The sequence below is a fragment of the Mesorhizobium sp. PL10 genome, assembly GCF_053714315.1.
Map to the genome: position 1 here is coordinate 114,184 of NZ_JBSKBR010000015.1, position 19,771 is coordinate 133,954.

At 59.9% G+C, this 19,771-nt stretch carries 15 protein-coding genes; 9 read left to right on the forward strand and 6 right to left on the reverse strand.

The window, feature by feature from the left end; all coding sequences use genetic code 11:
• Entirely contained in the window at positions 1 to 777 is a 777-nt protein-coding gene (locus ACWGTO_RS23180) for an OmpA family protein (RefSeq protein ID WP_454577123.1), read from the reverse strand.
• Between the two features lie 83 nt (positions 778 to 860).
• Positions 861 to 4,307, reverse strand: a complete 3,447-nt coding sequence (locus tag ACWGTO_RS23185; protein ID WP_454577124.1) for a DUF6212 domain-containing protein — start codon at positions 4,305 to 4,307, stop codon at positions 861 to 863.
• On the opposite strand from ACWGTO_RS23185, the gene ACWGTO_RS23190 reads away from it, so the two are divergent.
• Complete coding sequence (locus tag ACWGTO_RS23190) at positions 4,281 to 5,294, forward strand: glycosyltransferase family 2 protein (RefSeq protein WP_454577125.1); 1,014 nt, start codon at positions 4,281 to 4,283, stop codon at positions 5,292 to 5,294. The genes ACWGTO_RS23185 and ACWGTO_RS23190 overlap by 27 nt on opposite strands.
• Positions 5,295 to 5,332: 38 nt before the next feature.
• On the opposite strand, the gene ACWGTO_RS23195 is transcribed toward ACWGTO_RS23190, so the two are convergent.
• Together ACWGTO_RS23195 and ACWGTO_RS23200 are read right to left on the reverse strand one after the other, a co-directional pair.
• The gene (locus ACWGTO_RS23195; protein ID WP_454577126.1) at positions 5,333 to 5,620 is read right to left on the reverse strand and encodes a hypothetical protein; all 288 of its coding nucleotides are present in this window, start codon (positions 5,618 to 5,620) and stop codon (positions 5,333 to 5,335) included.
• A gap of 285 nt (positions 5,621 to 5,905) precedes the next feature.
• Entirely contained in the window at positions 5,906 to 8,587 is a 2,682-nt protein-coding gene (locus tag ACWGTO_RS23200; protein WP_454577127.1) for a DUF6212 domain-containing protein, read from the reverse strand.
• A gap of 235 nt (positions 8,588 to 8,822) precedes the next feature.
• On the opposite strand from ACWGTO_RS23200, the gene ACWGTO_RS23205 reads away from it, so the two are divergent.
• From ACWGTO_RS23205 to ACWGTO_RS23215, 3 genes are all read left to right on the forward strand, one after another.
• Positions 8,823 to 9,341 carry a hypothetical protein gene (locus ACWGTO_RS23205; protein ID WP_454577128.1) on the forward strand — a complete coding sequence of 173 codons (519 nt, stop codon included), beginning with the start codon at positions 8,823 to 8,825 and terminating at the stop codon, positions 9,339 to 9,341.
• A gap of 743 nt (positions 9,342 to 10,084) precedes the next feature.
• On the forward strand, positions 10,085 to 12,106 hold the full coding sequence (locus tag ACWGTO_RS23210) for a sulfatase-like hydrolase/transferase (protein ID WP_454577129.1): 2,022 nt from the start codon (positions 10,085 to 10,087) through the stop codon (positions 12,104 to 12,106).
• Between the two features lie 228 nt (positions 12,107 to 12,334).
• Complete coding sequence (locus tag ACWGTO_RS23215; protein ID WP_454577130.1) at positions 12,335 to 12,901, forward strand: DUF995 domain-containing protein; 567 nt, start codon at positions 12,335 to 12,337, stop codon at positions 12,899 to 12,901.
• 160 nt (positions 12,902 to 13,061) lie between these two features.
• On the opposite strand, the gene galE is transcribed toward ACWGTO_RS23215, so the two are convergent.
• Both galE and ACWGTO_RS23225 read right to left on the reverse strand, forming a co-directional pair.
• Entirely contained in the window at positions 13,062 to 14,141 is a 1,080-nt protein-coding gene (gene galE, locus ACWGTO_RS23220; RefSeq protein WP_454577131.1) for a UDP-glucose 4-epimerase GalE, read from the reverse strand.
• Positions 14,142 to 15,179, reverse strand: coding sequence for a UDP-glucuronic acid decarboxylase family protein (locus ACWGTO_RS23225; protein WP_454577132.1), 1,038 nt, complete (start codon positions 15,177 to 15,179; stop codon positions 14,142 to 14,144).
• A gap of 866 nt (positions 15,180 to 16,045) precedes the next feature.
• On the opposite strand from ACWGTO_RS23225, the gene ACWGTO_RS23230 reads away from it, so the two are divergent.
• From ACWGTO_RS23230 to ACWGTO_RS23250, 5 genes are all read left to right on the forward strand, one after another.
• Positions 16,046 to 16,660, forward strand: a complete 615-nt coding sequence (locus ACWGTO_RS23230) for a hypothetical protein (RefSeq protein ID WP_454577133.1) — start codon at positions 16,046 to 16,048, stop codon at positions 16,658 to 16,660.
• 7 nt (positions 16,661 to 16,667) lie between these two features.
• Positions 16,668 to 17,522, forward strand: coding sequence for a 23S rRNA (adenine(2030)-N(6))-methyltransferase RlmJ (locus ACWGTO_RS23235; RefSeq protein ID WP_454577134.1), 855 nt, complete (start codon positions 16,668 to 16,670; stop codon positions 17,520 to 17,522).
• A 251-nt stretch (positions 17,523 to 17,773) separates the two neighbouring features.
• Positions 17,774 to 18,226, forward strand: a complete 453-nt coding sequence (locus ACWGTO_RS23240; protein ID WP_454577135.1) for a hypothetical protein — start codon at positions 17,774 to 17,776, stop codon at positions 18,224 to 18,226.
• A 130-nt stretch (positions 18,227 to 18,356) separates the two neighbouring features.
• A complete protein-coding gene (locus ACWGTO_RS23245; protein WP_454577167.1) occupies positions 18,357 to 18,938 on the forward strand; it encodes a TetR/AcrR family transcriptional regulator in 582 nt (193 codons plus the stop codon).
• Complete coding sequence (locus tag ACWGTO_RS23250; protein ID WP_454577136.1) at positions 18,935 to 19,771, forward strand: EamA family transporter; 837 nt, start codon at positions 18,935 to 18,937, stop codon at positions 19,769 to 19,771. The genes ACWGTO_RS23245 and ACWGTO_RS23250 overlap by 4 nt, the downstream gene beginning before the upstream one ends.

A 19,771-nucleotide genomic window follows, 5' to 3' on the forward strand; every position in this document is an offset into this window, starting at 1 on the left:
TTACATCAGCGACGCCGTTGCCAGACGACTGCGAACGACGTTCGGCTTCTGGTCGCCGACATACTCGACGTGCGTGTCCACCAGACGGTCGCTGTCGATCCCGGCCGCGGTCAAGATATCCTCGATCGCCTTCGCGCGCTGCTTGGCCAGTTCCTTGTTCGTCTTTGCGGCGTTGGCGCCGGTGAATTCCGTGGCCGCAAAAGCCGTCAGTTCGACATTGCAACGTGAGTCTCGGATGCTGGCGGCGAACTTCTCAAGGTCAGCCTTGACCTGCGGAGAAATCACGTAGGACTGGCTGTAGAAAAACAGGTCGACCTGCACAGGGCTGCGCTTCTCATATTGCCGGCACGATATTCCTTGCTTTGGCAGCGTGTACAGTATCGCGCTCCGCGCCGTATTGGTATCGGCGGCGCCGTCATCAACCCAATGCGAAAGCGCCAGCACCATTTCGGGCTTGACGCCTTGCGCCTTGAGAAAATCGCCGGTTGCATCGAGCCTGCGACCAGCGATGTCGTAGGCTTTGTTGTAGTTCCCTTCCTTGCTCGCCGTTGCGTAGAGCCGGTAGCCGCAATCATGGCCAGCATCCTTGATGAACGCCGCCAGGGCCTTCACGGATTCCTCGGATATCGTGCCGACGCCCTTCGTGAACAGGACGCGGTATGAGTTCCACTGGACACATTTCGGCCCCACGTCGCGTTCCTGGGCGGACGCGGTGAAAAATGCTGCGCTGCAGACAATGACAATAAGGGCCAGTACAAGACTGAATGACTTCTTCATCTTCTTGGCACCTCCTGGACTCGCTCAGTTTAGTATCGCATTCAGTGCTTCGACAAGGTGACGTTCTCGCGACCGCCTGCCTGTCAGTCCCACAGCAACAACAACTTGCGCCAGAAAGCATTGGACGGCATCGGCTTCGACCCGCGCGGCAACCGGATTGCCAGATAGATCGTCAGCCACTTGCGATCGATCTCCCGGATCGAAACTTTCAAGTCATGCAGTTCGAAAGGTCTCGAAACGCGCGTCCATCCGGAGAAGGACAAGGCGCCGACAGGAGCATCGTGTTTCCACACGAGTTTTTCTTCCTGCCTGCCCAGCGCCATGGCGAACTCGAACGGGGATGCGTCATCGTGAGCGATCTCCACCGTCGCGATGACACTTCTGGCAAAGGCCGGGAAGGCCGAATTGAGGGCGGCAACAACCGGGCCATGCGTGTTCGGCCGCAGGAATATGCCGCCATTGTCAGCGGCGATGAGCAGCGTCGGCAGCTCGGACGGATAGTTGGTCACAAGCGTCGCACGCTTCAGTTCATCATTGGTCATTCGACGCGTGCGTTGGCGCTGTTGCGGTGCGTTGAGGCGCGGGCGCCTCGCATCGGTCGAAACGACATGGCGTATCTGGACGCTCGAAAAGCCGCCGAGGACGCGCGCATCCGGGCGGTTGCCGCCGCATTTGACTGCAAACAACAAATCGCGTCGGCCAGTTGATGGCGAACTAACGGTCGCCGTCATCTCACGCGCCTCGTGCCGTCGGCTGACATCAGCCCAACCGCTCCCGCTCCCATCCTCAAGCAGCTGCGCGAGATCGCTTGAGGTCTGGTTTTCTGCGTCCACGATCGCGAGCTGAAACTGCGCAGAGCCCGTCAGCTCCTCGTCGAGGTAAACCCAACAACTCGCGCCTATGGCGCCTGGCGGGCAGACGCCTTTCAACAAAGCCATGGTGACATTGCTGCCCTTGGCTTCGAGGAACAACTGGTCCGGCGATTGTTCGACATAGCTCAGCAGGTCCGGATCGGCATCCGGATACGAACTGACATGAGCCAGGCGCATGGGCTCGGCGGAAAGATATTGCTCGCGGTATAGGGAGGAATGCAACTCCGGCACGGTCTCTTCGGTCGCCGCGTTGAGTATTTCGACCACACCCAGGGCGAAGTCGGTTCGCCCGGCATGGGCGAGAAGCGAAATTGCGGTATCAGCCCTGCCTTCGCGTGCCGCGATCTCGGCCAGCAACTGCATTGCGTCCGCGGTATTGGCGGGACCCGTACTCAACCTGAGATACCGCTCGTCGTTGACGCGCAGTTCCAAATTCCAGAGGTTGAGCTCCTTCTCATGATTGTCGGTGTTCGAGCTGATGGCGAGTTGCACGAACATGTCCGTTTTCGCGAATCTATGCTTTCGAAAGACAGCGATGATCGGCTTGCGGTTCCTCAGCCACTCGGCATTGCGATTCATGCCCGTCGGTGCCGACCGGTACCAATAGAGCGGCTCCGGGACGGGGACGATCTCCAGACCTGCCAGGTCTGCGCGAAGGAAAAACTCCCAATCGCTCGCGGAAAACCCCCGCTCTTCGTTCAGGTAACCTATCTTGTCGAACACCTCACGCCGGAACATCGCATTGGCATCGCCATACGGATTGTTGAGCAAGGCGATGTCCGTAGGTCCGCCGACCGGAAAGTAAAGCATGTAGCCGCTCTTGGTGTCCGGCGGCACGAAGGGCTCGTTGAGCCACTTGGCGAAGGTTGTGCAGATGTCGGCGCCGGAGTTTTGCATGCCGGCGACGAACGTACTGACGGCGTTTGGGAACAGAACGTTGTCGTCGTCCAGGAACAGGATCAGCGAACCCTTGGCGGCGCGGATTCCCGTGTTGCGCGCCTTGCCGAGAAAGCCGTTCTTCTGCCGGATGATCCGCCAGCCTCGCTGCTCGAACTCCGGTTCGAGCTCCGCCAACAGATTAATTGCATCGGGATCGGTGCTGCCGTCATCGACGACGATCAATTCGATGTTGGGATAGTCCTGGCGTCGAACCGAGGCAATCGCCTGCGGCAACAGGCGCGCCCGGTTGTAGTGCGCCGTTATGATCGAAACGAGCGGTGGCCGGCTCCGGCTGCGGCTGGAGAGCTTAGCGGGATCACGGGCGAATATTGCGTGCAGCCTGCTCCAGGCTTTCTCGCGCGCTTCCCGTTTTTGCAGGGGCTTTGCCGGACCGAACGATCGGCTTTCCAACGCAGACGCAATCTTGGCCGCGATTGCGGAAGCTGACGCCGCCATCAGGACGGCTTCAGCCGACTTCGGATGGAGCACGTCACGAATGCTGCCGACATCCGTGGCGACGAACGGAATCTCTTCGTCGAGGCACGTCATCACTTCCAGCGGGAGCTGAGCCGCCGAGTGCGTCATCGCCACCAGAGCATGACTCTGCCGCAGGTATCTGTAGATATCAGGCTCATCTCGAATGGGCAGGAGCTTCAATTTGAACGGCCATTGCCGCGCACGCCGAACGATCATGCCGCCCGAATGCTCGCCCAGGACATGACCAAACGCGCCGACAACCGTCACTGTCAGATCGGTGACGCCGCTGTCGGCCAGACGATCCAGTGCATCGCAGAACAGCGTCAGGCCATCACGCGCCTCTGTGCCTGCGAAATGAACCACTTCGGCGGCGGGCCGCTCTCGCGGGCTGTAGTGGTCGACAGCGAAGTTCGAACGCCACTCCTCCGGCTCAAGGGGCGCAGCAATGTGACGGCTGGTGGGCAGCTTCCATGCCGCCTTGGCCATCCAGTCGAGCAGCGACTGGCCAGCGATGACAAGGTGGTCGCACGTCTCGGCCGACGTCTTTTCCATGTGCGCGACGGTCATCTGCTCCTTTCGTTCGACCGCCCGGGAATTGGCTTCCAGCTTCCACATAAGCGGCTCATGCGCGAGCACGACGATCGCAGGAGGGTCGGGAAAGACGCCTGTGCGCTTCGCAAGGGCAGAGAAATGAGCCAGTCCGCCTTCAAGCGCAAAATAGACGACGTCGAACGCATTCTGCTTGAGGTAGTGGTAGACGGCCAATGAGTTCTTGTCGCTGGAATCCATGCCGCGCAGCAACTCGGGCGACTGCGGCAACAATTCGAGCCGCACAAGGAAATTGTCGAAGCACCATTTGCCCAGCCTGGCGATTTCCTGACCATCGGGCTGGCTGCCGAGCGGGCTCGGCGCCCAAAGCAAGGTCACGGTGTCACCGGTTCCTGCCAGATGCTGCGCCAGCGCGTAGGTCACCGACCCGTGATCGCCAGTCACCGTCGAGCCGAACTCAACCTCCGAAACGACACACACATTGCGAGGCTTCTGGCTTGCCTGTCGCTTGCCCCTAGGCATAGCGCCTGCCTTGGAACCAACGCTCAACGAGTCCCCCTTGTCAGTCCGCTTCGTTCGAAACAGTCTTGCCAACAGTTGGATAATACTTTGATAATCGTCTCGCGGGCACCTGCCCTTCGCGCAAACTGGTTTGATGACGTTCGGATGGTTGAACCTCGATCCCCAAAACATCTCGCGCGACTGGACGACCGGCCGATCGACGTGAGCGATGGCGAGATCTTGTGCTTTGTTGGACTGCGCAACGAAGCGAAGCTGCTACCGCAACTTCTCGACCATTACCGCGGCCTCGGCGTCGATCGGTTTTTCTTCCTGGACAATGGTTCCACGGACGGGACGCGTGAGCTGATCCTGGAGCAGCCGGACAGCCACTGCTTCCACACGGAAGGATCGCATTTCGCTGAAAACATCGATCCGCCGCGATGGATCAACACGCTCATGAATGTGTTCGGCACCGGCCATTGGTGCCTTTCGATCGACGCTGACGAGCTTCTCGTCTATCCCGATTTTGAGCGGGTCAATCTGGGGCAGCTTTGCAGCTATCTCGATTCGACCGGCGCGGACGCTGTGATAGGCTCGATGATCGACATGTATGCCGACGGCCCGTTGGCCGAATACAGCTACGATGGCACAATCCCGCTTGTTGAAGCTTCACCCTACTTCGACCCGGAGCCAGGGTGGCTGCGCGCCCGCGACGGTATGTATCCACCGGAGCAGATGTTCGGTGGCGTGAGGGAACGGGTCTTCTGGCACGGCCGGTTCAAGCAAACCTTTCCCCCGTGCTTGACAAAGGTGCCGATCGTAAAATGGGGGCGGGGCACGCACTATCACGTCGCACAGCACACAATCAGCAAGGTGCGGTTCAGCGAACTCCGCGTCGCATTGCTGCACTTCAAATTCGTCTGGGGCTTCCGCCAGAAATCGGCATCGTCTCTGAGTGAAAATGCGCAACTCAAGGAAAAGACGCTCGAAGAGCGCGCCGCCTACATGGAAGCCCTGGAGCGCGATCCAAAACTGGCGCTCCGAAACCAGAGGTCTGTCCGCTATCGCGGTGACGCCGCGCAACTGGTGGAGCTTGGTTGGATGAAAACCTCCGAGCGCTATGCCGGATTCGTGTCAACTCTGGCTACACCGCACCAGCGCAGTGACAAGGCCACCTGATGTGCCCGAACTGTTGAAGTGAAAAATCCGACCCGTGCTTATCCGCCGTAGCGGTGGCCACCGTCACCACCCTTCGGGTCCCCACCTTCTGGCCCAAACTGGCCCAAACTGTTGAGAGCAAGCGCCTTGCAGGCTGACGGAGCATCTGGGTAACGGTGCAGATAATCCTCAAGCGCCTCGATGGTGCCGATTTTGAGGGCCTGCTCGCAGGCAAGCTCGGCTTCCTGGACGCCAACGTCGATTTTCGCCTGTGCCGCGCCGGTGAAAGCGACACTCAACCCAAGCAGACTAAGTCCGCCCAAAAGCAACGAATGAACCTTGCGCATAACACACCCCACACACAAAACAACCCACTGAAAATATTAGCATCTGTTAACGTTTTGTCAACCATTCTGGCAAGGTTCGGCCAACATGGTTAACGCGCGCACTTGACCGGACCGGGCTTCGCTGGCGCTCGGGAATTTCATTTGCTGGTTGGATCGCCGCTGGAGCAGTTCACCGTTTCACGGAAACGGCAAACCGCTCTGTCTCTTTGTTTTGACGCAATTCCCAAGGGAAAGCGCGACGCGCTTTTCCCGGGAAAACGGTTTCACACTTTTCCTGGAATTGCTTTAGTCGCTGAACAGGGTCAGCTTGCGGAAAAACGCATTGGTCGGAAAACCATTGAACGTTCCGGTGAAGCGAACGGCGAGAACGATCGAAAGCGGCATCTTCCGTCGTGCGCGAAGCGCTGCCACCAACGGATGACGCACAAATCTGTCTTCGATGCTCATCCAGCCTGAAAAGGCGATCGTTTGCGCGCCAATATCCTGTTGCCAATCTATGGTTTGGTCGGGGCGAGCAAGGGCCAGACCGAAGTCCATCGCCGCCGCATCGGCATGAGCGATTTCAACGGTAGCTTCCACTTTCCGGAAGAAGGCTGGAAATTGATAATCAAGCGATGCAGCGACCGCGCCGTCCGCATGCGGGCGCAAGAACACCCCGCCGTCATCCGGTGCGACAAGCAGCAGCGGGAGAGCCGAGACGCGTGGGGTAAGCAACCGTGCGCTCCTCAGTATGTCGTGGTCGAGGATGATCGAACTGCCGCCAGCATCAGGACGATCCGGGGCATTGGAGTATGTGGCGGCGGGGCGTCCAAGCAAGGTTGCAGCCGTATCGGGACGGCCGATCGACGCAGCAGTGCTCGCAAGTTTCTCTATGGCTGTATTGCTGTTCGGTTCGATGTCGCACAGCTCCAGATATTTTCGATTGCCGGGGGTGTATTTCAGGTTTTCCCGGCCACTCTCAATTTCGGACCGGTGCGTGTTCTGGGCGATGGCCAGATGATGCAGCAAGCGGACGTCATCGGATTGGCTCGACCTGAACGCCTCCAGGACGGGAAGCCGGTTGTCGTACCAATTCGACTGCCGGAACATTCCATCCGGTTTCGAGCGATACCAATATAGCGGCTTTGGAATCGTCTTGATCTTGAGACCTGCCAGAGAAGCTCGCGCAAAGAATTCCCAGTCGTGCATGGCGTAGCCGGGCTTCTCGATCAAGAACCCGATCCGCGAGAACACAGATCGGCGTATCATCGCATTCGCGTCACCGTAGACGTTATGGATCAGGCCGAGCGCGTCGGGACCACCCAGAGGCAGGTACTGGATCAGCCCGTCGGCGCGATCCTCCGGCACGAAATCCTCGTAGAAGATCAGTTGGAACGCAGTGCAGATGTCGGCATCCGATGTAGCCATCGCACGCACGAAATGATCGACGGCCTCCGCAAACAGCGCGTTATCATCGTCGGCGAACAGGATGAGCTCGCCATGCGAAGCGCGGATGCCGGCATTTCGCGCCGCGCCGAGATGCTTGTGCGGTCGGCGCAGGATCTTCCATCCGCGCTGACGGAAGGTCGGTTCCAGCGTATCCAGCAACCGCCTCGCTTCGTCCAGGTCGCTTCCGTCGTCGACCAGAACCAGCTCCAGGTGATCGTAGGTCTGCGCTTCGATCGCCGCGATTGCCTGTTTCAGATAGAGTGGCCGGTTGCGGTGGGCCATGACAATAGAGACCAGGGGTGACGGCCCGGCGCTTTTGTCGACGCGCCTGCGCTTGGCCGGCATCGGCAGATTGCGCGTATCCAGCCAGGACTGCCGACATTGGCTCAGCCTGTCGACGGGCTGCGGGCAAGGCGGGTCGTTGAGCGCGGCTAAAATCGCAAGCGCCAACGCGGCAGCGTCAGGATCGACCAGCCGCGGTTGCCCCGCCTGCGCATTCCAGCTCTCGGCGTTCGCGTCGACATTGGTCGCAACGAAAGGCAATCCCGCCTCGATACATGCGGCAACACTGCCACCCGTCGATGCGGCGCGGGCGGGAATGACGGCAAGCGCGCCGCTCCGCGCGACGTAGTCGAGCTTTGCGGCGGGGCTTGCGTGCGCCAACAGGTTGAGCTTAAACGGCCACTGCTCGGCGCGTCTGAGAAGCAGTCCACCGCTGTGCTCGCCCATGATCTTTCCGAATGGACCGAATGCGGTGACCGTCAGCTCTTTTGGCGCTGTTGACGCGATGATGTCGAGCGCGTCGCAAAACAGCGTCAGGCCATCGCGGAAGCGCCACCCGGCCAGGACGGCAAGTTCTCTGGCGCTTCTCGTCGCAATCGGCGGCCGCGCTCCGGCTGGAGCGAGACGATCCTGCAACAGCAACATCGGCGTCACGATCCCCCTCTTCACCTTCCAGCCCTTCGACAACATCCACTGTCGCAAGGCTGCCGACACACAGATCGTCCTGTTCGCCATCTCGGCGCAGTATTTCTCCATGTAGGCGACGGCAATCGCCTCGGTGCTGTCCATGAACGCCTTGTCGGCTTCGTGTTCCCATTCTTCCGGAGCGTGGGCGACGACCACGATCGGCGGCGCGGCAAAGGCCGCAGTCTCGACCGCCAGCAGCGTGTAGTAAGGCAACCCGCCCTCAAGCGGCGCGTAGACCAAATCGTGGCCGGACCGTTCGAGATAATGCAGTACAGCGGCGGACCGACTCTCGGGCGTCGCCAGCGAAGGAAGCAATTGATCGGACTTGTCGAGAACTTCCAGTCGCACCGAGGCCGCCTCCAGGTCGCGGTGGTGCGCTGCCTCCTCGGCTGGAGCAATCCTGCCTGGAACCCATAGCAGGGTGACGTCGTCGCCATCTTCGGCGAAAACCCGGGCCAGTTCGACCATGGCGCCTTCTTCGCCACCGGGATCGATTACATTTGTCACGACGCAGACGCGGCGAGGCTTGCCTTCCTTTGCCGGCCTCCGCTCTTTCCCGTCAACGGCCATCCGACTTCCTCTGATCCAATTCCGCCCGAGTGCGCTCCGCAGCACAGTCGATCTGCAACGATGCCCGCGCGTGTTTACGTTTTAGTGATCATCCTTCTGCGCCATTGGTAAACCAAATCGTCAATCAGGTCCTGAAACGGCTGCACAATCAATCAACTGATACAACTTTAGCGACACGGAATATTCAATCTTTACGCCTCTCAGCTAGTCATTGACGGCATAGCAGGAGGCGCAAATGAAAACGATAATGAAGTTTCTCGGTGCGCTCGGTTTGATGGGCGCAATGGTCTCGGCGGGCTCCGCGGATGAATTGCTGCGACCGCGCATCAACCTTGGCACGGCCAACGTCAAGACGATCAGTGGTGACCGCGGCGGCTATGTGATCGACTATGCAATCCGTGCGCTGAAAATGCGCCGCAGCGGCACTTTTGTGCGGTTCAGCGGGTCGTGCGACTCGGCCTGCACACTCTATCTGTCGATGCCCAAGAGCAAGGTGTGCGTCACGCGGAACGCTTCGTTCGGCTTTCATCTGCCATATGGCGTTTCTGCCCGGGGCAATCAGGTCGCCGCTAATTTCATGATGAAAAACTACCCTGGCTGGGTTCGCGGCTGGATCGCGAAGCGTGGTGGGCTGAAGAGTTCCATCGCGACGATGACATACGCGGATGCGAGCCGCTTTCTGCCGACGTGTCCTTCCGAACAGCGGAGCATGACCGTCGCCAGCCTGAGCCCGACGCGTCTGCGTGGCGGCTGATTGCTGACGCGGTACTGAAACATGACGACGGCGGGTGCTCGACAGCGCCCGCCGTCGCCGATTCATACGGCGGGTGCACAGTTGTTTGAACAGCTCACTTGGCCAAACACATCGCCGTTCAATGCGTTCGGTTAACCAGTTCTCAAGAGGCTTGGTTAACGGAAACTTGATTTTGTTGACTCTTTTTTAGCGCCAGCCGATTCTGCGGGTGGGGGTCTGAAGGCTATCGGCCGTGGTTTGGGCCGAAACGCAAACTGGCGGCGGGTAGTTGTATGAGCATCGGCGGCGGTACGGGGTCGGCGAGCCGACCTGAGAGCGGCCTTATGGAATCGAAGGCGGGGACGGCTTCGTCGAAGGATTTGCGCTTTCGGCGCAGGAGCCTGCGGATCATTTGCACGGGCCTGTTGTCCTGGCTGCTTTTGGGTGTCTACCGCAGCGCAATCGTTGATCCGCAAACGACTTTTCCAGGTCTTTTGGGGGCCATCCCCGAGGGATTGGCGTCAAGCTACTACGACCTGATTGTCGTTGCGTCCCTGACCCTGGTGACTCTGATCCTGCTTTTCCTGGCAAAGGCCAGCCGTCTCGGCTCGGCAATCGTCGTCTTCCTCTTCTATGTTGCTGTCATGGTCTCTCTGGGCTGGGGGTTTGCCAACATCAATCTCGTCAAGATGCTGGGCGAACCGTTCACATTCCAATGGCTGGTCTATGGCGACTTCCTGCAGAATGCCGATGCCAGGAACGCGATGGGTGACGCGCTCAACATCAAGGACTTCGCGACCCTTTCCGGGTCCGTCATCCTGGTGCTCATCCTTGGCTATGCCGCGGGCAGCTTGTGCCAGCGGCCAATGAGCGCTGCTGGCTACGGGGCCTTTCTGGGCGTGCTCGTTGTCTGTGTCGGCGCGGCCATCGCCGGCACCGGATACCACGTGCGTGCGCAGGCGTTGCCGGCGGCCGAGATCGTCAATCCGATCCTGTATTTTGTTGAATCGGCTGTGCTCAGTCCAACGCCGGTCGTGCTGACAATGAATGCCAACACCAATGACCCGGATGTCGCGAGCGTCGGCGAGCGTCCGCCGGAAACGTCGACCTTCAAGGCGCCGACGCCGAACCCGATCAAGAACGTGTTGGTTTTCATGATGGAGTCGGTGCCGTCCAAATACATCGAGACGTTTGGCGGCAAGTATCCGATCACACCAAATATCAAGAGTTATGCAAAGGACTCCATACGATTCGACAACATATATGCGCACGCACCTTCCACGCACTACTCGGTGTTTTCTCTGCTCACCTCTATGTACAACGACATTTCATACTATGGCATGACCACCAGGTATCCATATCTGCCTCTGGACTCGATCTCAAACGTCCTGTCCAAGAACAATTTCCGTACAGGGTTTTTCTGGAGCGCGGATTCCCGATTCCAACGGGTCGATGAGTTTTTCCTCAACAAGGGACTGGATGTGATCCAGGACTACCGGGGGCAGAAATGCGGTACCCCGACGTTCAAGCTCAGCTCAGAGCAGTGGAAGAACATGGACTACAACAGCGATCTTTGCACGGCGCAGTCGATCATCGACTGGATGAACAAGGACGCGGGAAAACCCTTCTTCGGCATAATGTTCACGGCGATGACCCACTATCCCTACATCATCGACAGCCCGATGTTTTCGAAGATGGCGACTTCCTCCGATGGCAACACGCTGGTCCACTACTCGGATGACCAGAAATTCAATGCTTACCTCAACGCGCTGAAGGTCGGCGATGCGGCGCTTGGCGAGATCCTTGAATCGCTCAAGCAGTCCGGCAAGCTCGATTCGACGCTGGTGGTCATATTGGGCGATCATGGCGAGGCGTTCGGGGAGCATGGCGACTACATTCATGCCAGCGCGATCTACGAGGAAAACATCCACATCCCGCTCATCATGATCAACAAGTATCTCTTTCATGACGAAGTTGCGCATCCGGTCGGCGGCATCGTCGACATCGCCCCGACGATCTTCGACATACTCGGACTCCCGCTGCCGAAGCAGTGGCAGGGGCGCAGCCTGTTCAGCGAGCAACGGCCAAACAAGACCTTCTTCTTCAATCCCTGGGCCGGTTTCCTGTTCGGCTATCGCGAGAACGATCGAAAGGTCATCTTCAACGCGACCACCGGCAAGGTGGAGGAATACGACCTCAAGGCCGATTCCGGTGAACGAACCAACCTCTTCAAGGTCGATACCGGCGACCGAAACGCGCTGCTGCAGCCCATCGCCGGATGGGTGCAATCGCAGAGGCAACGCGTGGCCGACCTGGTGGCCGCGGCGGCGAAAGACTCGGGACGTTGCACCATCACCAGTCTGGAGGTCGACGCTGCCGGCATTAGTCTCCAGGGCGCGCCTCGGTTCGACGTGCTGGTCGACGGAAAGACCGTCGCCGGGATCGACGTCCCGGGCAAGGAAAGCGTCGCATCGACGCCCGAAGCCGCCGTGGCGGAGTTAATGCAGGCGTCAACCGAGTCCAGGCCGTTCCACATCGATCTCAGCAGCGTGCCGAACCCGAAGACAATCGAGCTTCGCTATATCAACGACCTGTGGGGCGGAGAGGGCAAGCCAGGTGATCGCAACCTGTTCATCAAGAGCGTCAAGGTGAACGGTCAGCTGGTGCCAAACGCCAGGCTACATGTCGACGAGCAGTCCCATGGCTACACCGACGACAACGGGACCGCTATGTACAGCAACGGCTCGCTATGGGTTAGCGGTCCCTTCGTCGAGGGATGCGTATAGCGTGCCGCGTGCCTGACCGTCGTCCTCGATTTACGGCCCGTGAGCGCCGCGACAGATACTGTCGGCCCCTCCTGTTGACATCTTCGCGCGGCAGTCAATAGCATGCGAGATACTGATGGTTGTGGCATGGAGCCACTTGTCAGCGCAGGACGGACCGGGCCCGTTCTTGCGGTATACTCGGCTGGTCTGCGCCCGCTTGGAAGCGAACATCGAATGCGATCGCTCGGCATGACGACCCAGACCGGATTGCCATCTGAATCAGAGAGCGGGGCAAGGCGCCATCGACTCGCCAGGCGTGTCCCCCTTGCGCCCCTCCTGGCCATTTGGTGCCAGATGGCGCTTTGCGGAGCCGCGTACGCAACTGGTGCCGAAGACAGCGGACCTGCCGTTACCGTCCCGACGGCTTTCGAACTTCAGCTTGTTTATGCCGACCGCACGTGGATATGGGATAACGGAGCGGCCTATTTCGGACAGAAGGATCGACCGGTCCGGGCCTGGACCTCAGGGCAGGACACGGCTTCGGTCGGCGAAGGCAGATGGCATCTGAGCAACGATGGCAAGATGTGCATGGAACTCGTCTGGCGGTCCAAGGGCTACGCGGCGCCGATTCGCACGTGTTTCAGCCACCGCATCCGGGGTGGGACTCTCCAGCAGCGCAAGGATCCGGACGGAGCCTGGTACAGTTTCAGGCACTCTCCGGAAGACGCTTCCGACGAACAACGGAAATTCGAGGAAGGCGACACCAAGGGCGCGCAGTTTGACCAGATCCGTAGCCTGATCGATTCCAGGAGTTGATGCATGCGGCCCGATTTTGGGACAACGGCGTGCATGAAGAAAAGGATAAGCGCGTTGACGTGCTTTGGTTTCAGGTTCTGAGCCGTATCAAAGGCTCGCTGAGAAGCCCTCACCCACCTCAGCGAGCCCACGTCCCGACACACGACAAACGGGACGACCGCTACCAGCTTTGCGAGCTGGTATTGCTTTCCGATGCATTTGGCGCGCCTGGCGCAGTTGCCCGCCGGCGCTTCGGCGTCGGCATCGGAATTGTGGACGCGGCAGCCTCCAGTCCGAAGAATGGTGCGGCTGTCCTGACGATCGTATCGATGTCGGAAAGTTCCGGCATGAAATCGAGATGTTCGCGTGCGCTGGCCGGGTCGGCGTAGAGCTCTGCCGGGTCTCCCGGGCGCCGGGGCCTGAAGACAGCCGGAACCGATTTTGACGTCATCCGGGTGACCGCCTGGAGAATCTCCTTGATAGACACCCCGCGTCCGCTGCCGAGATTGACCGACAGGCTTGCGCTACCCGCCTCCAGATGCATCAGAGCCTTCAGATGCGCGCGCGCCAGATCGCTGACATGAATGTAGTCGCGCACGCAGGTGCCATCCGGAGTGTCATAGTCCGTGCCGAAAACCTCGATCTCGTCGATCGTGCCGAATGCAGCCATGAGCACTCGCGGGATCAGGTGCGTCTCCGGCGTGTGCCATTCGCCGAGTTCGCCCTCCGGATCGGCGCCGCAAGCGTTGAAATAGCGCAGGATCGCATATTTCATTCCGTAGGCGGAGGCATAGTCCCTGATGATCTGCTCGCCCATCAGCTTGGTCCGTCCATAGGGGCTGATCGGATTTTGCGCCGAGGTCTCGCGAATGGGCAGTGTTTCGGGCACACCGTATGTCGCGCAGCTGCTTGAAAAGATGATGTTTTCGATCGAGCTGGCGCGCGCCGCATCAAGCACCGCGATAGTGCCCGACACATTGGTCGAATAATATCCCGCGGGCTCATGAACGGACTCGCCGACATAGGCAAGCGCTGCAAAGTGGATTATCGCTTTCGGCTGATAGGTGCTTATCGCCTGCTGCAGCGCGTTCAGGTCCCGGATATCGCCAACGACAAGCGGCCCCCAGGCAACGGATCTCTCGTTGCCGCGGCTCAGATTGTCGAAGACGACGGGCAGGTAGCCGGCAGCTGACAACAGCTTGCAGGTGTGGCTGCCGATGTATCCGGCTCCGCCCGTCACCAGGATTGCCGGGCGGCTCATTTACATCGCAGCTTCTTTGACGGGCCGGCTCGAGTAGAGCAGGGCGTCAAAATACGCCGTGGTATGCGCGAGCCCCTGGCTCAGGCTGATTTTTGGCTCCCAGCCAAGATTTTTCCGGGCGAAGGAGATGTCGGGCTTGCGCTGTTTGGGATCGTCGACGGGCAGCGGCCGATGCACGATCTTCGACCGCGAGTTGGTGTATTCGATCACCTGTGTCGCCAGTTCCAGAATGGTGAATTCGGCAGGGTTGCCGAGATTGACCGGGTGCTTCGGTGCGCTCGGTGCGTTCATCAGCCGGATGAAGCCTTCGATCAGGTCGTCCGCGTAGCAGAATGAACGGGTCTGCTGGCCGCTGCCGTAGACGGTCAGGTCGTCACCGTGCAAAGCCTGGACGATGAAGTTCGACACGACGCGGCCATCGTCTGGTTGCATGCGGCGGCCATAGGTGTTGAAGATCCGCGCGACGCGGACATCGAGGCCATACGTCCTCGAATAGTCGAAGAACAGCGTCTCGGCCGAACGCTTGCCCTCGTCATAGCAGGATCGCGGACCATGCGGGTTGACGTTGCCGAAGTAGCTCTCCGGCTGCGGATGCACCAAGGCGTCGCCATAGACCTCGGACGTCGAAGCCTGGAATATCTTGGCATTGCTCCGCCGCGCGAGTTCCAGCAGGTTCAGAGAACCAAGCACGCATGTCTTGAACGTGTGGATCGGATCTGCCTGGTAATGCGGCGGGGAGGCCGGGCAGGCAAGATTGTAGATTTCATCGACCTGCAGGTCCAAAGGCAAGGCATCGACAATGTCATGCTCGATGCAGGCAAATCGTGGATCGCGCAGCAGGGCATTGAGATTGTATCTCTTGCCGGTGTGGAAATTGTCCAGCGCGACAACGTCATATCCATCCAGCAAAAGACGCTCGCACAGATGCGAACCAAGAAATCCTGCCCCTCCGGCAACCAAGGCACGGCGCCGATTGGACCTGGCGCCCCTTCGGCTGTTCCCGGACTCGAGTTTCAGAACATTGACAGTCCTACCCATACTGCACCCCTTCGCCCTTACGCACTGCGCACGCTACCGCCGGACCGGGACACAGCGTTGCCCGGCGCCGTTCCTGAGAACGTCACAAACCTTCCGCTTCTGCGGAATCGTCACTCCTGATGTCTGTCGATTGCTTTTTGGGTTCGTTGGTCGACGCTATGCGGCTTATTGGCTGCCGTTCAGCATTCGATACGCCCCGAAATCGCGGTTACGCGTCTGGTGCCACCATCGCCCACTACTCGCCCAAATTGCACATCCCAACGTATCGAAAATATACCTGTGGACAACATAGTCAACTAAATTAGCGAATCGTTAACCGTCATCATCTGGGAGTGGTTAATCATGGGGTCGCAGCGTCTGCCGCTCCATCCCGAGGGCTGATCGCGAAATTGGAAATATATCAACAAAAAATAGAAATACTCAGGAGTTTTTTGACGCCAAAATCCTGAGATGCAGCGGGATAATTTCAGACATAAAGCGGAAATAGCTAGTTGAAGGCAAATAATAGTCGCGCGCGTATCAGTTTGTATTTAAAAGTAATTTGGGTTTAGAAATATCGATAATATTATAACATCTTGCTTTGTCGATAAATTCTTATGCGGAAAGGTTCTGGCGTTCATCCACTTATGTAGACTTTACTAATTTAGCTATAGCTTTTGAGCGCATAGGTAGAAATCCGTCGGCGTTGTGACGCAGACATGACGCCGATACGGTTGGACGGCGGCAGTTCGCTTTGGCCAAATCCGCACAAACATCCATTTGGCGATTATCCCTTGTCTTGGACAGACGAGGACCGCTGCGCAAGCCATCGCCTTTTGATCCCTGGAGCGTTATTGGCAATTGGTCGAACACACAGGTTATTCTCGATGCGCTTTCTCTTCTTCCTGATCCTGCTCGCCGGTATCGCCGTCGGCGTCGTTTATCCCTGGGCGATGATGAATTTCTCCGGCCATGAGATAGGCAGCTACAGGGTCTACGAGCAGGGCCGCTTCAAGCCGGTGACGGTGGCGCTCTCGTCAAGCGATGCGCCTGTCAGGGTGCTGGTCGACCTGACGGCGCGGGCCGAGCGCATCGTCTCGCAGCAGCGCACCGTCTTGACCTTGACCGCGGCTACCAGTGGCAAGACGGTGCTCGCGTCGGCGCTGCAATTCAACCATTCAGACAATCCGCGCCAGGTCAGCCCGCAGCTGCCCGACAAGGTCTTTCGCGACGAGGCGGGCGTGATCGCGACCGTTAGCCCCGGCGCCTATCTCTTCACCGTCGGCCCGGGCGATGCCGATGATATCCCGATGCGGGCGGTGGAGCTGGTGCTGCGCTCCGGCGCCGGTGAGATCGACAGCCGCGCCCGGCCGGTCGGCTATGGGCTGATGGCCGTCGGCCTGATTGGTTTCCTGCTCTCGTTGCGTTTCGGCGGCAGCCGGCCGGAGAACCCCAACTCGAAGCCGCCACCGCCGCGTTGGGGCAGGGGCTCCTCGACGTGAGTGCGGCATGAATTACCGTCACGCCTATCACGCCGGAAATTTCGCCGATGTCGTCAAGCATGTCGTGCTCAGCCTTCTGCTCGACTATCTGAAGCAGAAGGACAAGGCGTTCCGTGTCATCGACACCCATGCCGGCATCGGCCGCTACGACCTGTCGTCGACGGAGGCGCAAAAGACCGGCGAATGGCAAGGCGGCATCGGCCGACTGATCGGCGCCCCGTTGGACAAATCGGCGGCCGCGCTGCTTACTCCCTATCTCGAAGTGGTGCGTTCGCTCAATGCCGATGGCGGCGTGAAGAAATATCCTGGCTCGCCGCTCATCGCCCGCCATCTCATGCGCAAGCAGGACCGGCTGTCGGCGATCGAACTGCATGGCGATGATGCCGCCAGGCTGAAGACGCTGTTTGCCGGCGATTTCCAGACAAGGGTGATCGAACTCGACGGCTGGCTGGCGCTCGGCGCGCATTTGCCCCCGAAGGAAAAGCGCGGCGTGGTTCTTATCGATCCGCCGTTCGAGGAAGCCGGCGAATTCGACCGCCTCGTCGACGGGATGCAAAGAGCGCACAAGCGCTGGCCGGGCGGCATCTATGCACTGTGGTATCCGATCAAGGACCGCAAGGCGATCATCGCCTTCCGCAAGGCCCTCAAGCAATCCGGCGTCCCGAAGCTGCTCGACATCGAGTTCGAGATCCGGCCTGCATCGCGGGAGCCGAGCCTCGATGGCAGCGGCATGGTGGTGGTCAATCCGCCCTTCACCTTGGAGCGTGACCTGCGCATCGTGTTGCCGGCTCTGCACAGATTGCTGGCGGTCGAGAAACCCGCGCACTGGTCGCTGGAATGGTTGGCTGGGGAGCAGCTCTAGGTCGCTCAAAGGAACAGCTAGTTCGCGACCGCGCCTCGGCCGCAGCAGCGATGCAAATTCGCCAAGCATTTGACAGCAGGTCGCTTTCCCAGACACAGGGAGGGCGGATTCTTCAAAGGCTCAGGGCAGCAGTTTCACGGCTTCGCACCGGCAAAACCAGCTCCGAAGCCGTAAACCTTCGTCCGCGCAACCGCTTGACCGCGCGCCGCCGAATCCGCACAGTGCGCGCAGTCGACCTTTGAGAGGCTGCCATGACTCGCTTTGCCAAATCCGCTCTTGCTGCCCTGATTTCGCTTTGCACGCCGCTGGCCGCACCCCTTGGCATCACCCAGGCGGCGCAGGCTGCCGACCTTTCCGTCTATTCCGACGAGGACAGCGGTGTCTGCGGGCAGGCGTGGGTGCTGAACAAGATCTCCAGCCGCTTCTCCTATCAGGTGCATCACGTGCCGCATCTGCCTGATGTCTCGATCACCGATTTCCAGCGCATTCACCAGCATCGCTATCTGCCGGCGAGCGAAGAATGGCCGATCGGCCGCCGCTATTGCGGCGCAACCGTCAGCCTCTCCGATGGCCGTGCCCGCACCATCTGGTACCTGATCGAGGAAGGTCAGGGTTTTGCCTCGATCGGCGACAATGTCGAGTTCTGCGTGTCAGGCTTCGACCGCTGGATGGTCTACAACGGCCGTTGCCGCGTCTTGCGCTGAGCGCATCACTTTCTTCTGTTTTCGCGCCTGCGGTGACATCGGCCGCAGGCGCTTTCATTTGGCATGTTGACAGACGAAGTTGATTGGTCGCATAGATGTGAGACAGACCTGTCTCATCACCGGCAAGACCATGGCATCGTCGCCCACAACAGACAAACGCCAGCACGTCGTCGAAACGGCCTACGCCCTGTTCAAGCGCGCCGGCTTCCATGCCACCGGCATCGACCGGATCATCGCCGAGGCCGATGTGGCCAAGATGACGATGTATCGCCACTTTCCCAGCAAGGACGAACTGATCGTCGAGGTACTCGACTATCGCGCCCGGCGCTTCGAGCGTCAGCTCGACCAGCTTGCGCAAGAGGTCGCCACGCCGGAGCGGAAGATCGCAAAAATCATCGACTGGCACGAGCGATGGTTCGGCAGCCCTGATTTCCACGGCTGCCTGTTCGCGCATGCGTTGGCCGAGTTCGGCGATCCCACCCATCCGGTGTTCCAGGCCGTCGCCCGACAGAAAAATGGCCTCAAGCGGCGCATGCAGGCAATCCTCGAGGACATAATGCCTCCGAAGCAGGCTGAGGGTGCTGCGGCGGCGCTGCTGATGCTGATCGAGGGCGCGACGCTGATGGCGCAGATGGGCGAGGCCGAAGCCGCCATCGATAGCGCCCGCAAGGCGGCCGACGCCGTCATAGCCAGCGCGCGTAAAGCGCAATGAGCGCGACGGTCATCGCGCTCGCGCTGTTCGCGGCCATTCTGCACGCCAGCTGGAACGCCTTCCTGCGGACTGGTGCCGACGGGCTGTGGACGGTCACCGTCATGAGCTTTTCAAGCACGCTCATCGCCATTCCAATGGCGCTTTTCCACGCGCTTCCCGCGACCGGCGCCTGGCTCTATGTCGCGCTCTCTGCCGGCCTCCAGGTCGGCTACAGCGTGTTCCTGGTCGCCGCCTACCGCTATGGCGAACTGGGGCAGGTCTATCCGATCGTGCGCGGCAGCGTGCCGCTGCTGGTTACACTGGGCGGTTTCGCGCTGGCCGGCCAGCAGCTCACAATGCCCGAGATCGTCGGCGTCACGCTGGTCGCCTGCGGCATCATGGGCCTGTCGCTTGGCAGGGGCAGGGCATCGACGACGTCGATCCTTTACGCGCTGGCGACCGGCGCGATCATCGCGGCCTACGCGACGGTCGACGCCATCGGCGTGCGTGTGGCGGGCGACAGCGGCGCCTACACCGCCTGGGTGCTGCTGATTTACGGCGCCTTGCTGCCGGCGACCTTCATCGCCCTGCGCGGCAGGCTCGTCGTCAACTTCAGCGCGCCCGAAACCCGTAAGGCTCTCGCCGGTGGCTTGTTCGCGCTGCTTGCTTATGCCGTCGTGGTCGCCGCTTTCGCGCTCGGCCCGGCCGGCCCCATCACCGCCATCCGCGAAACCAGCGTTGTCTTTGCCGCCTTCATCGGCCAGTTCTTCCTCGGCGAGCAACTGACACCGAGGCGCGTCGGCGCCTGCGCCGTCGTCGCGCTTGGCGCCGTCTGCCTCGGCTATCAGCCGTGA

Bases quoted from the DNA above. Each gene is read 5' to 3' on its own strand.
- ACWGTO_RS23180 (WP_454577123.1), bottom strand. From the start codon at position 777: ATGAAGAAGTCATTCAGTCTTGTACTGGCCCTTATTGTCATTGTCTGC.
- ACWGTO_RS23190 (WP_454577125.1), top strand. From the start codon at position 4,281: ATGGTTGAACCTCGATCCCCAAAACATCTCGCGCGACTGGACGACCGG.
- ACWGTO_RS23185 (WP_454577124.1), bottom strand. From the start codon at position 4,307: ATGTTTTGGGGATCGAGGTTCAACCATCCGAACGTCATCAAACCAGTT.
- ACWGTO_RS23195 (WP_454577126.1), bottom strand. From the start codon at position 5,620: ATGCGCAAGGTTCATTCGTTGCTTTTGGGCGGACTTAGTCTGCTTGGG.
- ACWGTO_RS23200 (WP_454577127.1), bottom strand. From the start codon at position 8,587: ATGGCCGTTGACGGGAAAGAGCGGAGGCCGGCAAAGGAAGGCAAGCCT.
- ACWGTO_RS23205 (WP_454577128.1), top strand. From the start codon at position 8,823: ATGAAAACGATAATGAAGTTTCTCGGTGCGCTCGGTTTGATGGGCGCA.
- ACWGTO_RS23210 (WP_454577129.1), top strand. From the start codon at position 10,085: ATGGGTGACGCGCTCAACATCAAGGACTTCGCGACCCTTTCCGGGTCC.
- ACWGTO_RS23215 (WP_454577130.1), top strand. From the start codon at position 12,335: ATGACGACCCAGACCGGATTGCCATCTGAATCAGAGAGCGGGGCAAGG.
- galE (WP_454577131.1), bottom strand. From the start codon at position 14,141: ATGAGCCGCCCGGCAATCCTGGTGACGGGCGGAGCCGGATACATCGGC.
- ACWGTO_RS23225 (WP_454577132.1), bottom strand. From the start codon at position 15,179: ATGGGTAGGACTGTCAATGTTCTGAAACTCGAGTCCGGGAACAGCCGA.
- ACWGTO_RS23230 (WP_454577133.1), top strand. From the start codon at position 16,046: ATGCGCTTTCTCTTCTTCCTGATCCTGCTCGCCGGTATCGCCGTCGGC.
- ACWGTO_RS23235 (WP_454577134.1), top strand. From the start codon at position 16,668: ATGAATTACCGTCACGCCTATCACGCCGGAAATTTCGCCGATGTCGTC.
- ACWGTO_RS23240 (WP_454577135.1), top strand. From the start codon at position 17,774: ATGACTCGCTTTGCCAAATCCGCTCTTGCTGCCCTGATTTCGCTTTGC.
- ACWGTO_RS23245 (WP_454577167.1), top strand. From the start codon at position 18,357: ATGGCATCGTCGCCCACAACAGACAAACGCCAGCACGTCGTCGAAACG.
- ACWGTO_RS23250 (WP_454577136.1), top strand. From the start codon at position 18,935: ATGAGCGCGACGGTCATCGCGCTCGCGCTGTTCGCGGCCATTCTGCAC.